This window comes from Flavobacterium sp., assembly GCF_027531905.1.
Lineage (GTDB): Bacteria > Bacteroidota > Bacteroidia > Flavobacteriales > Flavobacteriaceae > Flavobacterium.
This window is the reverse complement of record NZ_JAPZSU010000040.1, coordinates 12,428-25,061: the sequence shown is the minus strand read 5'-3', so window position 1 is coordinate 25,061 and position 12,634 is coordinate 12,428. Positions and strand designations below refer to the sequence as shown.

Below are 12,634 nucleotides of genomic sequence, written 5' to 3'. Positions count from 1 at the left end.
AAAGATGAAATTAAAGTTAAATTGGGGGACATACATTGTAGTAGCTTTTGCTTTGTTTATGACGTTTATCCTTTACTTTGTTGTAAAAGTACAATCAGATTCTAAATACGATAATGACTTAGTGGTTGAGGAATATTATAAACACGATATTCATTATCAAGAAGAAATGCAAAGAGTTCAAAATGCGCAAGATTTGCCTAATAAGCCTTTGGTTTCTCAATTGGAAAATGAAGTTACGATTACTTTTCCAGCGAACTTTGATCCAAAAAAAATTACTGGTAATGTAGCTTTATACCGTCCGTCAAATAAAAAATTAGATTTTCAAGTGAAATTAGCTTTGACAGAACCAGTTTTGCATATTCCAAAAACGAACCTTGTTGGAGGAAGTTGGGACATCAATATGGAATGGCAGTATGAAGGCAAAGCCTATTTGACCAAAGAAACGATTTACATTAAGTAAGTAATAAGCATTTAAAGTTATTTCCAAATGTTATATACCGCTTTTTTATTCGGATTGATAAGTAGCTTTCACTGCGTTGGGATGTGCGGACCTATAGCAATGCTTTTGCCAGTAGATCGCTCAAATCAGGCTAAAAAGGTAACTCAGATTTTAACGTATCATATTGGAAGACTCACAGCTTACGGAAGTATGGGATTGCTTTTTGGATTATTAGGCAAAGGCTTTTTTATGGCTGGAATTCAGCAAAAACTTTCTATTGTTATCGGTATTGTAATGATTGTAGTGGTTTTAATCCCAGAAAACATTTTTGCAAAGTACAACTTTTCGAAACCCATTTATCGATTAATTTCTAGTTTGAAGCAAAAACTAGGAAGTCAATTCAAGCAAAAAACATATAAATCATTATTTACAATTGGTTTGTTTAATGGTTTTCTACCTTGCGGAATGGTGTATGTAGCTTTGTTTGGAGCTATTGCTATGCAAAGCCCTGAAATGGGAGTTCTTTATATGATTTTGTTTGGATTAGGAACGATTCCTTTGATGAGCATAGTAGTATATATCAACGCTTTCTTGACGCTGAAGGCTCGAAATAAAATTCAAAAAATAATACCTTATGTTGCCGTATTTATTGGCGTATTGTTTATTCTAAGAGGGTTGGGCTTAGGGATTCCATATATTTCGCCCAATACAGCAAGTTTATTTGTACAACAGAATCCAAATTGCCATTAAAAAAAATACTCTTATACAGTCATAGAAAAAAGCGCCGTTTCAGGTGCTTTTCTTTTTAGTAGTAAGTCAAAGGCCATACAAATGTTACGAACAAAAGGTTTTCCAGCTTCCAAAACGGTAATTTTTTGATTCTTGATGGTGATTAATCCATCTTTTTGCATTTCCTCTAACTGTGCAATAACTTCAGGGAGCTCTTCAAAATAAGTGTCTTCATTTTTCCAAGAAGTTTGAAATTGGCACATTAAATTAAGAATATGTTGTCTAATAATTAAATCTTCTGAGGTTAGAATATGGCCACGGTACACTGGTAATTCCCCTTTTTGTATGCATTCGTAGTATTCTTCGATGGTTTTTACATTTTGAGCAAAACTATACCAACTGTCACTTATTGAAGATACGCCTAAACCAACCATTAGTTGCGTTTTAGAGGAGCTGTAGCCCATAAAATTACGATGTAGTGTTTTGTTTTTGAATGACTCAAAAAGACTGTCTTCTTCTAGAGCAAAATGATCCATTCCAATTTCGTGGTAACCATTTTTACTTAATAATTTTTTACCAACTTCATAGAGTTGACGTTTTTCTTCATCCTTCGGAATATCAGAATCTTTAAAGCCTCTTTGACCATTTCCTTTGATCCAAGGAACGTGGGCATAACTATAAAATGCCAATCGATCGGGATGTAAGGATTTTGTTTTTTCGATGGTGTCAACAACATCTTCGAGTTTTTGAAACGGTAGACCAAAAATTATATCGTGGCCTATGGAGGTGTAGCCAATTTCTTTGGCCCAAAAAGTTACTTTGGCTACATTATGAAAAGGCTGTATTCTATGTATTGCGTTTTGAACTGTTTCTGAATAATCTTGAACGCCAAAACTAACTCTACGAAAACCTAAACCATAAAGCGATTGAAGTTGCGATTTAGTAGTGTTGTTTGGATGTCCCTCAAAGCTAAATTCATAGTTAGGCGCTTTTTTGGCCTTGCTTAGAATTCCGTGGATTAATTTTTCTAAATGTTCCGAAGAAAAGAAAGTGGGCGTTCCTCCTCCTAAATGAATCTCTTTAATGATTGGTTTTTCTTCAAGTAGCTCACAATACAAGTTCCACTCGGTTAATAAAGCTTCGATGTAAGGATGCTCAACATTATGATTCTTTGTGATTCTTTTGTTGCATCCGCAAAAGGTGCAAAGACTTTCGCAAAAAGGCAAATGAATGTATAAACTAATACCCTCAGTTGAATTGCTTTCATTGAATGAGCGCTTTAGCGTTTCTACCCATAAGTCTTTAGAAAAAAGCAACTCATTCCAATACGGTACGGTTGGGTAACTAGTATATCTAGGACCAGGCACGTTGTATTTTTGAATTAGATTTTTTTTCATAATTAACTTAAATTTAGACTACAAAAATATTTGTAATTGCTTCTTAAGGAAATGATATTTATCATAAAAAATATAAAAAACTGAGAAAAGAGTAAAATATATCTTTCCTCAGTTGTTAATTATGTATGCATTATGTTATTTAATCCAACAAAGAACTAATCTTCTGTCTCCAGTTTTTGGCTAATTTTTCATCTTCAAAAAGACAGACTTGATTCATAGGGTCAAATTTCGCATCATAAACGGTAAAAACTTCTTTTTGATTGAGATGTTTATACAGCAATTCAAATTCAATTTTCACAGTTGTATTTGAATCTTGATCTGTTGTGTAAAGCATATGACAACCTACGATTTGGTTTAAATCGAAGAATTTATAGAAAGTGTCTTTTGAGTTAAAATCAATAAAAAGAAAAGCTTTATGCTTTTTATCTATCGAAAAAACCTTTTTGTTTTGTTGATCTGTTACTTCAAAATCGAATTTGTTTTCGGGATTGTGAAGGGCTTGTATAGCTTTAATTTCTTTTTGTTTGATGCGGTTTCCTCTAAACACGAAGTACAAAGGGATTGCTATTAAAATGGTTAGTATTAAACCGATGATTGTTACTGCGGTATCCATGTTTTTTTTGTTTTAAGTGAATGAATAGTGAAGCACTGAGATTCATTTTTTGAAAATCAGAACGTAAGATACAAAGCGTATCCGAAGGCAATTAGTTTATTCAATCACCAAAAATAATGGACAGGAAAAAGTAAAAAAGATACGCTAGGTACTCTATTTATACTTTTAAAAGAAAAAGCTTTAGCAGCTACTGCTTCAGTCGTAGCAAGGCTTAGCGTAAAATAAACAACCGAGCATAAAGCAAAACTTGGAGTATAAAAGCGCTGGCTTACTACCGTAAAATCAACCGTTGTAGGCTGAATAAAAAAAGAGGCGTTGGAAAGTTGTTGATGTAAATTAGATTCTTCTTGTGTTGCTGTTATAGCAACACTTTGGCTTTTGTTTTCGCCTTTTGCAAGACAAAACAAAAACACTGAAAAAAGAACTATTCTACCTAAAAATTTCATGGTGCAAAATTACAATTCTCTTGCGAGCTTAGGTAATGAGCAGGCTTAAATGATTGTTAATGTTTATTCTGTTTAAAGCAAAAGAGCCTAAAAATATGACTACATAAGTCCGATGAAATTGAAGATAACAGGTTTGTTAATTGCTCTTTTTCTATGGCGAGGGTAAGCATTTTTAATCTTGAAAACAAGTAGGATGTTTTACATTAAATGATGGAGTTTTTTTTAAAGCGCTTAAACCGATAAATTAAAGCGGTTATTCTTTTTCGATATTCTTTATAAACTCATCATATTCGATATAGAAAAGTTCTAAAGCATTCATCTTTTCGAAGAAAAAGTCAAAAATGTAGTCCCAGTGATTGCGATTACTCATACTGTACCCATTTTTTTCAACCCAAATTCGGCTAATGGTTTTGCCATTTTCTAAAGTGTAGTCTTTTTCAAAAACCAAATCTTTGATGAATTCATCTTCCAAAATACCTTTCAAAGCTTCGAGTTTTTCGAAATATTGAGAACGTAAGTCATTATTTCGATGCTCGATATCAATGAGTACTTGGGCTTTTTTGTTATCTGCGAAAAATTTAAAAGAGAAATCTTTAATTTTGGTATCATACAATACCCATTTCCTGGGGTATTTCTCGGCGAAGGCTACCCAGAAATCGTGTTTTAACCGCTGATTTTCTGCTTTACTGTACATTTGAATTGAATTTAGAAAGTTTGGTTTGTATTCCAAACAAAACTATAGTATATTTATTGGAATGCTTGCAAAAATAAGTTTTACCTATGAATTTTCAAGATTTTCAGCAATATATCCCTCAAATACTTGAGGCTCCGCTTCCTGCTTTTGCTTCACATATAAAAATGGCGCCAAAAGAGCGAATCGAATCCTTGAAAGCGTTTAGTTATGCAGATAAAAATCCTCGAAAAGCAGCGGTTTTGATGTTGTTGTACCCAAAACAAGAGCAAACGCATTTGGTTTTGATTGAAAGAAATTCCTATGAAGGCGTTCATTCGGCTCAAATTGCTTTTCCTGGAGGTAAGTTCGAAAATGAAGATGTGGAATACGAAACTACAGCTTTGAGAGAATCCGAAGAAGAAATTGGAATTTCGCGGGAGCAAATAAAAGTAATCAGACCTTTTTCTCCTTTGTATATTCCGCCTAGTAATTTTTTAGTGCATCCTTATTTAGGAATTGCCAAAGCATCTTTACAATTCACTTTAGATCCGAAAGAGGTGGCGAGTATAATCGAATTACCATTGTCTGATTTTTTAAGTGATGCGCTTTTACATGAGACGAAACTGACGACTTCTTATGCTACCGATATTGCAATTCCAGCATTCAAAATCAATGACCATATAGTTTGGGGAGCTACAGCGATGATGCTGAGCGAGTTAAAAGAAGTCTTGCGTTTTGTGCTTGAAAAATCATAAATAAGCTCATTTTTTATTGATTTATTGTGAAATTATTGCAAGTTTAGCGTTTTCTAAACGTTAAGAAAATATGTCGTATCTTTGCACTCCAATTTCAAAAAAGAATTTTTATGGGATTATTTAAGAGAAATCCTTTTGGTCATATCCTTTTTATAAAGAAATGGTTAATCCGAATTTTTGGTGTAGTTACCCACAGAAGGTATCGTGGTTTCAACGAATTGCAAATTGAAGGTTCAGAGATCATTCGAAATTTACCAGATACTAATGTGTTGTTTATTTCCAATCATCAAACCTATTTTGCTGATGTTGTAGCTATGTTTCATGTGTTTAACGCAAGTTTAAGCGGAAGAGATGATACCATCAAAAACGTTTGTTATTTGTGGCAACCTAAAATGAATATTTATTATGTTGCTGCCAAAGAAACGATGCATGCTGGACTTTTGCCAAGAATCTTAGCCTATGTAGGTGCGATAACAGTAGAAAGAACTTGGCGTTCCAAAGGAAAAGATGTTACCGAAAAAAGAGAAGTAAATCCTAATGATACCGAAAATATCAAGATAGCTTTGGCAGATGGATGGGTGATAACGTTTCCTCAAGGTACAACAAAATCATTTAAACCCGTTCGTAAAGGAACCGCACATATTATCAAAGAACACAAGCCTATTGTGGTTCCAATCGTAATTGATGGCTTTAGACGTTCCTTTGACAAAAAAGGCTTACGATTAAAAAAGAAAGGAATCTTACAGTCGTTTATCATTAAAGAACCTTTAGAGATTGATTATGACAACGAAACCATAGATGAGATTGTAGAAAAAGTAGAATATGCAATCGAGCAACATCCTTCCTTTTTGAAAGTTATTCCAGCCGAAGAATTGGAGGCTCAAAAAGAACTCGATAAAATGCGAAAATGGGAATATTAATATAAAAAAAGCGGTCAAAATTTTGACCGCTTTTTTTTATAAATCTATTTTCTTTAATTCTTTGTAATTGTCCAATAAACGTTTCAATAATCGACCGTATACGATGCGATAAAACAACCAAAACAATCCAAAAATGATAAGAATAAACGTCAATAAGAATAAAAAAGTGAAAGCCAACATACCATAATTATCTCCAATTTGATTGGCTAATTTTACCGAATCTGGATTGTACTTAAAGGAGATAAAAGTAAAAATAAAAAACAAAACAACTATTTGTCCTAGATTATAGTATACATAATAGTTAACCGTTTTTCTGGTTTTAATAATATCTCGCATCAATTGTTTTGTAGATACTGTGGTCGAGATGATTTTGTAGTTTTTATAAAACAAGTATATGAAAGTCAATAATATTAGATAATTGAAATTGTCATAAATTTTAAAATACAAAGAAAACTCTTCATGATTCATTCTTTTAAAATCATCATCAATATTTATTCCAAGGCCAATTACAAACCAAAACACCAATTCCAAAACACTCAATATCAAAATCCACTTCACGATAGAAGAAGATCTTTTATGAATCATCCTGTAAATATCTTTTTCGGTCACTTGTTCAAAAGAAGTCTCGTTCTTTTGCCAGTCTTTTTTCAACAAATCCAGTTCTTTCATTAGGCTAATGGATTTAGTATTTTTTTTAATTTCCCTTTAATTCTATTCATTTTTACTCTTGCGTTGACCTCGCTAATTCCCAATGTTTCGGATATTTCAGTATAATCTTTGTCTTCAAGATACATAAAGATTAAAGCCTTTTCGATATCGTTCAATTGGTAAACTGCTTGGTACATTAATTTTAATTGTTCTTCCTCTTCATAGTCATATTCAACTTCTGGAGTATAATGTTGGCGGGCTTCAAACTCAGTAGTAGTCACCGAGCGTTTGTCTTTTCGATACAGCGTAATGGCGGTATTAAGAGCGACTCTGTATGCCCAAGTAGAGAACTTACTGTCGCCTCTAAACTTTGGAAAAGCTTTCCATAACTGAATGGTAATTTCTTGAAACAAATCCTTATGCGCATCCTCACCAGACGTATACAACCTACAAATCTTGTGGATGATATTCTGGTTTGCTTGCAATTGCGAGACAAAAGATTGTTCTAAATTATCGGACATATAGACATTAGTGGTTCAAAACTGATTTTTGTTACAAATAAAAATATTTTTTTAAAGGAGCACAACTTTTAGGAGTACAAAAACGAGTCGTCCCGCTATCCGCTACAATCTTTTTTTAGACCTGACAGGTTTTTGAAACCTGTCAGGTCTAAAAAAGGATATTCCCTCCCATCGGGGCTAGGCTAGAACTTTTTGTTTTGATAAGAAATAAGACTTACAACGAATGCTGTTTAAAATAATTCACCATCAAATCCACATATTTACTATAGCCTTCCATGCCGTCTTTTTGTTGGTTCATTTTTAGGAAGTTGTCGTAAAAAATATGAAATCCTTTATCGATAAAAGTATCGTATTGTTTCCAAAAGGCTTCACTTTCCTTAAAGTTGGCTAGTACTCCAGGATGAATCTTTTTTAATAATAGCTTTACTTTTTTTTCATCACGCCCTTGCCAATTGCCCAAGCAATATCTCAAGGCCAAACTATATCCCGAATATTGAATGTAAGCATCTTCATTTTTTATCGAAGCCAAAAAACCAATGAAATTGCACTCGCTTTCACTAGCAAAACCTATTTGATGTGCCATTTCGTGATTCGCAGTCATCGGAAAACTGTACAAAGGGCCCAGACCATTCACTTGCGCCTCATTGGTAAACGGATTCAAATAACCACCAAATCCCATATAGGTCAGCGGAATACTAAAAAGAGATTTCTTGATACTCAAATGGCTGTATCGAAACATCGAATGTTCTCGAGCCAAGTTTTGGTATCCATTCGTATTCATTTGAAATAATTGAGATTTAGAATAGGGGACAATTACTTTACGATTTTTGTCTTTCATTAGTTTCAACTGAATCGCATTGGTTTTGGCAATTAGCTTTTGAGTAAAAAATGCTAAATCGGCATCAGAATATTCTTTTTCAATTTTCATTTTTTCATACAGCGGTTCTCTGTAGTAATTGAGTCCCCAAAGTAAATGAAAAAGAAAATAAACCACCGATAAAAAACTTAAAATAGAAACCGATATGGCTTTCCATTTTTGTCTTGGTGCTACACTTTGGATTGTTTTATTTTTTTTGAGCAACCAAAACCAACGAATTGCCCAAATAATTAGAAAAGCATACAAAACATCGCCCAACGAAAAAGGAACTTTCCCTAAACTGATTCGTAAACTATTCGAGATAAAGACATAGAGGCCATTGCTGTACCAACGTTCGATGAATTCTGGAAAAAATCGAATGATTTTAAGTAGTACTATTTGAAATAGGAGGAATAGCGGTAAAAGGTATTTTCTTTTCAATTTTTTTTAATGTAAATATAAATACTATTGCATTACCTAAATAAGTAGTTGGTAAACTTTGTAACTTTGAAGAATTATTATTCTACACTGTTATTTTTAAAAATAAGACAAAACAATGAGTCAAGAAATAAGAAATTTAGAGCCTAAAGCACTTTGGAATCAATTTGCTGATTTGAATGCCGTACCACGTCCTTCTAAAAAAGAAGAGCAAGTGATTCAATTTATGAAAGATTTTGGGAATCGTTTGGGGTTAGAAACCTTTGAAGACGATATCCGAAACGTAATCATTCGCAAACCGGCTACTCCAGGAATGGAAAACCGTAAACCTATCGTGTTGCAAGGTCATTTGGATATGGTACACCAAAAAAACAATGATACCGTTTTTGATTTCGAAACTCAAGGAATCGATATGTATGTTGATGGCGACTGGGTTCGTGCTAAAGGAACGACATTGGGAGCTGACAATGGTTTGGGTGTAGCTGCAATTATGGCTGTTTTAGAAAGTACCGATATTCCACATCCTGCTATTGAAGCCTTGTTTACTATTGATGAAGAAACAGGAATGACGGGAGCTTTGAACCTGCAAGGCGGTATTTTACAAGGTCAAATATTATTGAATTTAGACACCGAAGAAGATGACGAAATCGACATTGGATGCGCAGGTGGTATCGATGTAACCGCAACAGCCGAATACGACGAAGAGGATACGCCAGAAGGTTCTGTTGGCTATAGTATTACCGTAAAAGGGTTGCAAGGCGGACATTCGGGTATGGATATTCACAAAGGATTGGGGAATGCCAATAAAATAATGAACCGTTTGTTGTTTGACGGCTTTGATAACTTCGGATTACAAATTGCGTCAATTGCTGGAGGAAGTTTGCGTAATGCGATTCCGAGAGAGAGTGTGGCCAAAGTGATTATTGCCGCAGTTTATGACGAAGCCTTTGTATTTGATATGCAACAAATCGTGAATGAGATTAAAACCGAGTTCAAAACGACTGAGCCAAATTTAGAAATTGTTTTTGAAAAATTAACTGAGGTGCCTGCCAAAGTAATGCCTTCTATAGCGCAGTTTTATTTTGTGCGTTCGATGTATACGGCTCATAACGGCGTGTATCGTATGAGTGCCGATTTTGACAATCTGGTAGAAACGTCTAACAATATTGCCAAAGTAATTGTAGGCGAAGGACAGTTGACTGTACAATGTTTGACACGTTCTTCTGTTGAGTCTTCTAAAATGGATTTGGCGAATGCTTTGCGTTCTGCCTTTGAATTGATGGGATGCGAAGTGGAGTTTTCTGGTGTTTATCCGGGATGGACCCCTAATCCAAAATCTGAAATTTTGGATGTGTTGGTTGGTATTTATGAAAAACAAAACAATGCTAAACCTAATGTAGTGGCTTGCCACGCAGGATTAGAGTGTGGAATTTTAGGAACCAATTATCCAGAAATGGATATGATTTCTTTTGGACCAACGATTCACGGAGCCCACTCGCCAGACGAAAGAGCAAGTATTCCTTCTTCTCAAAAATTCTGGAAATTCTTCTTAGAAATTTTAGCAAGTATTCCTGCTGTGAAATAGTAACATAATTATTCACCCGTTGAGTGAAAAAAAAAAAACCACATAGAATCATAGGTTAAGGCAAATCAACATAGAAAAAAACAGAAATAGCACTATTTCTCACATAGATAAACTATGTGAATAGTGAAACGTCTATTTGTTTCTCTTAAAAACTATAAATTCTATGCTTCTATGTGGTAAAAAAGATTTTCACTCAACGGGTTTATTATTCAGTTGTATAGTGTTCAGTGAATTGCTGAACACTATAAACTGATACCAGAACACTGGTTTAGTCCCTTTTGGGACTATTTTTTTTATCTCGTTTTTCTTCTTTCTTTTCCTTAGCCGTTTTTAGCGGTTCTTTTTTTGCTGTTTTTTTAGCATTTAGACTTTTTGCCATAATTGTTTTCTTTAGTGAATCAAGTAAAGGTAGGTTAATTTAGTGCAGTTAGTACAGATTAAGAAGAACCTAATTTGAAAATGAGATTGGAAAAGAAATTTTTTGCAAATGTAATTATGGTTTTTATAAACTATAATTCAAATTAATACTCCAACGATAATTGGCTTCCATTTTACTATTGGCCAAGTGTTGATTGATAGGTAGCATAGCATTAATTCCAAGAGAAAAATTGTCTTTTCCTAGTTCTACACCAAGTTTGCTAAACAAAACATCTCCAGCAGTATTAGGTAAATTCAACCCATACTGTTTATTGGTGGCATAAACTTCTCCAGCAATTCCTAATTGAGGTACAAATTGAACAGCTGAAGTATCAAATAAATAAAAAAGCGTGCTGCCATAATTGAACTGATTTCCAAATTGGTATTGCTTTTTGTTTTCTGTTTTTACGGTATAATTGGCCATAGTATGCAATCCTAATTTTCCTTTTTTAAGGATGTATTCTGTAGCTAATAAAAAATCCCAACTCCCAGTTCCGACTTGAAAACTTTGATTGATATTTCCAGCATTGTTGGTTTCGTTAAACTTCCCAGTAGGCATTTTTACCCCACCTCCAAGCTGTAATTTATGAATCAAAAGAGTGCTGTCTTTGTGTGTTTTATAGATAGTGTACAATCCCATTAAGGTGATGTCGCCTAAACCTTTGATGGATTCGTTGCCAGTAGTTCTTTCCCTGTTATGAAATTGGTAAGGAACCAATAACGAAAGTTGTAATTGCTCTGTAACGGGAATTTTACTCCAAATTTGAAGGGTATTAAAGTGCTCGTCTACCCAAGGCGAATTAGCAAATATTCCGTCTTGGCTAGAGTAACTTTGATAAAAATACCGAATTCCAACAAAATTAGAGTTCAGCATAGAACTGAAGCCCATACTTCCGCCACTTGCTGAACAGCCACAAGCATCACAAAAATCGTCATAGCTTTCTATAAGCATCTTTTGAAAGGTAAATCCCGAAATTGGGTCTTCTGTCGTTGCACTAAATCCTATTTGATGGCATAAAATAAGAAGTAATAGGAATATTTTTTTCATTCTTGATGGGGTGTTTCTATGTGTGTTGACAATTTTTACTAACTTTTAAAATTCCGAGAATCGTTTATCTGTGAGGTATTCGTAATCGGTTAATGTTTTCAAAAAGGCAATAAGTTGTTCTTTTTCTTGAACAGAAAGTACGATACCTATTTTTCCATTTTGTTTTAAAATAGGATCCAAAGTTGTTGCGTTTTCGACTCCATTGGCATAATGATCTAAAACAGCTTCTAGTGTTCCAAAGCGTCCGTCGTGCATATAAGGTGCCGTTTTTTCGATGTTTCTTAAACTTGGTACTTTGAATTTGTATAAATCGGCGGCTAGTTCAGTCACCCGGTAACGTCCCACATCGTTTACTGCTGGATTTACGGGTAAGCCATTGTTTCTGAAAGAATGGTCGGTCATTAAATCTGTAGCGTGACAAGAGGCGCATTTGGCATTAAAAACAGCATAGCCCTCTTTTTCGGTCGTGCTGAGTGTGATGCCTCCTTCATTTCTTCTGAATTTATCAAATTTTGAATTGCTTGAGGTAACCATTACCATAAATTGTCCCAAGGCTTTTAGCATATTTTCAGCATTAATTAATCCGTCAGTGAAAGCGGATTTGAATAACTTTCGGTATTCAGGGTCATTTTTCATCATTGCAAGCGCTTTGTCGAAATCGCCATTCATTTCTATTGGACTGGTAAAAGGAATGATGGCTTGTAAGTCCAAATGATTGGTAGCGCCATCAAACATAAAGGTAGTTTGATAGGCTAAATTTTGAATGGAAGGCGTATTTCGTGTGCCTACAGCACCGTCTACTCCGTGACTTACGGTGTGTCCGTGGTGGGTGAATGCTGTTTCTTGTTCGTGACAAAAACCACAAGAAACGATTCCGTCTGAAGCCAATCGTCCGTCATAGAATAATTTTTTTCCTAATTCGAATCCTTTTTCTGTCAATGGATTATTGGCAAAATTATAGGCTACTGGAGGAAAGTTGGATGGGACTTTGAAGTCGATAGGTACATTTTGATAATCTTCGTCGTTGTCGTTGGAACAACTCAAAAGAATAGGAAAAATGAACAACAATAGGTATTTTGCTTTCATTTGTATGTGTACATTTTGTTGTTAAAAAAGGAATCGCGATAACTTGGGTTAGCGATTTTGGTG

Annotated in this window: 14 protein-coding genes; 5 read left to right on the top strand and 9 right to left on the bottom strand. The window is 34.4% G+C overall.

The features are described 5' to 3' along the window. The first annotated feature begins 4 nt into the window (after positions 1–4). Both O9307_RS10700 and O9307_RS10695 read left to right on the top strand, forming a co-directional pair. Positions 5–460: a FixH family protein gene (locus O9307_RS10700; protein ID WP_298298894.1), complete on the top strand. Its 456-nt coding sequence runs from the start codon at positions 5–7 to the stop codon at positions 458–460. A 27-nt stretch (positions 461–487) separates the two neighbouring features. After that, positions 488–1,189, top strand: coding sequence for a sulfite exporter TauE/SafE family protein (locus tag O9307_RS10695; protein WP_298298891.1), 702 nt, complete (start codon positions 488–490; stop codon positions 1,187–1,189). 11 nt (positions 1,190–1,200) lie between these two features. On the opposite strand, the gene hemN is transcribed toward O9307_RS10695, so the two are convergent. The 4 genes from hemN to O9307_RS10675 all read right to left on the bottom strand — a co-directional run bounded on the left by hemN (position 1,201) and on the right by O9307_RS10675 (position 4,318). Next, a complete protein-coding gene (hemN, locus tag O9307_RS10690) occupies positions 1,201–2,565 on the bottom strand; it encodes an oxygen-independent coproporphyrinogen III oxidase (RefSeq protein ID WP_298298889.1) in 1,365 nt (454 codons plus the stop codon). A 139-nt stretch (positions 2,566–2,704) separates the two neighbouring features. Next, complete coding sequence (locus O9307_RS10685) at positions 2,705–3,178, bottom strand: hypothetical protein (protein WP_298298886.1); 474 nt, start codon at positions 3,176–3,178, stop codon at positions 2,705–2,707. Between the two features lie 104 nt (positions 3,179–3,282). Beyond that, positions 3,283–3,624, bottom strand: coding sequence for a hypothetical protein (locus tag O9307_RS10680; protein WP_298298884.1), 342 nt, complete (start codon positions 3,622–3,624; stop codon positions 3,283–3,285). Positions 3,625–3,877: 253 nt separating this feature from the next. Continuing rightward, positions 3,878–4,318 (bottom strand): DUF4268 domain-containing protein, encoded by a 441-nt coding sequence (locus O9307_RS10675; protein WP_298298882.1) that lies wholly within the window; start codon positions 4,316–4,318, stop codon positions 3,878–3,880. Between the two features lie 86 nt (positions 4,319–4,404). Between O9307_RS10675 and O9307_RS10670 the strand changes: the two genes are divergently transcribed. After that, positions 4,405–5,052, top strand: coding sequence for a CoA pyrophosphatase (locus O9307_RS10670; RefSeq protein ID WP_298298879.1), 648 nt, complete (start codon positions 4,405–4,407; stop codon positions 5,050–5,052). 110 nt (positions 5,053–5,162) lie between these two features. Next, positions 5,163–5,972, top strand: coding sequence for a lysophospholipid acyltransferase family protein (locus tag O9307_RS10665; RefSeq protein ID WP_298298876.1), 810 nt, complete (start codon positions 5,163–5,165; stop codon positions 5,970–5,972). Positions 5,973–6,008: 36 nt separating this feature from the next. On the opposite strand, the gene O9307_RS10660 is transcribed toward O9307_RS10665, so the two are convergent. From O9307_RS10660 to O9307_RS10650, 3 genes are all read right to left on the bottom strand, one after another. After that, the gene (locus O9307_RS10660; protein WP_298298874.1) at positions 6,009–6,641 is read right to left on the bottom strand and encodes a hypothetical protein; all 633 of its coding nucleotides are present in this window, start codon (positions 6,639–6,641) and stop codon (positions 6,009–6,011) included. Further along, entirely contained in the window at positions 6,641–7,141 is a 501-nt protein-coding gene (locus tag O9307_RS10655; protein WP_298298871.1) for a sigma-70 family RNA polymerase sigma factor, read from the bottom strand. Before O9307_RS10655 ends, O9307_RS10660 begins: the two co-directional genes overlap by 1 nt. Before the next feature lie 214 nt (positions 7,142–7,355). Further along, complete coding sequence (locus tag O9307_RS10650) at positions 7,356–8,438, bottom strand: DUF3810 domain-containing protein (RefSeq protein WP_298298869.1); 1,083 nt, start codon at positions 8,436–8,438, stop codon at positions 7,356–7,358. Positions 8,439–8,553: 115 nt separating this feature from the next. Here O9307_RS10650 and O9307_RS10645 point away from each other — a divergent pair, with 115 nt between their 5' ends. Next, on the top strand, positions 8,554–10,020 hold the full coding sequence (locus O9307_RS10645) for an aminoacyl-histidine dipeptidase (protein ID WP_298298866.1): 1,467 nt from the start codon (positions 8,554–8,556) through the stop codon (positions 10,018–10,020). 502 nt (positions 10,021–10,522) lie between these two features. On the opposite strand, the gene O9307_RS10640 is transcribed toward O9307_RS10645, so the two are convergent. Next, complete coding sequence (locus O9307_RS10640) at positions 10,523–11,485, bottom strand: transporter (RefSeq protein WP_298298863.1); 963 nt, start codon at positions 11,483–11,485, stop codon at positions 10,523–10,525. 45 nt (positions 11,486–11,530) lie between these two features. Next, the gene (locus O9307_RS10635) at positions 11,531–12,571 is read right to left on the bottom strand and encodes a cytochrome c peroxidase (RefSeq protein ID WP_298298861.1); all 1,041 of its coding nucleotides are present in this window, start codon (positions 12,569–12,571) and stop codon (positions 11,531–11,533) included. Positions 12,572–12,634: the final 63 nt, after the last annotated feature.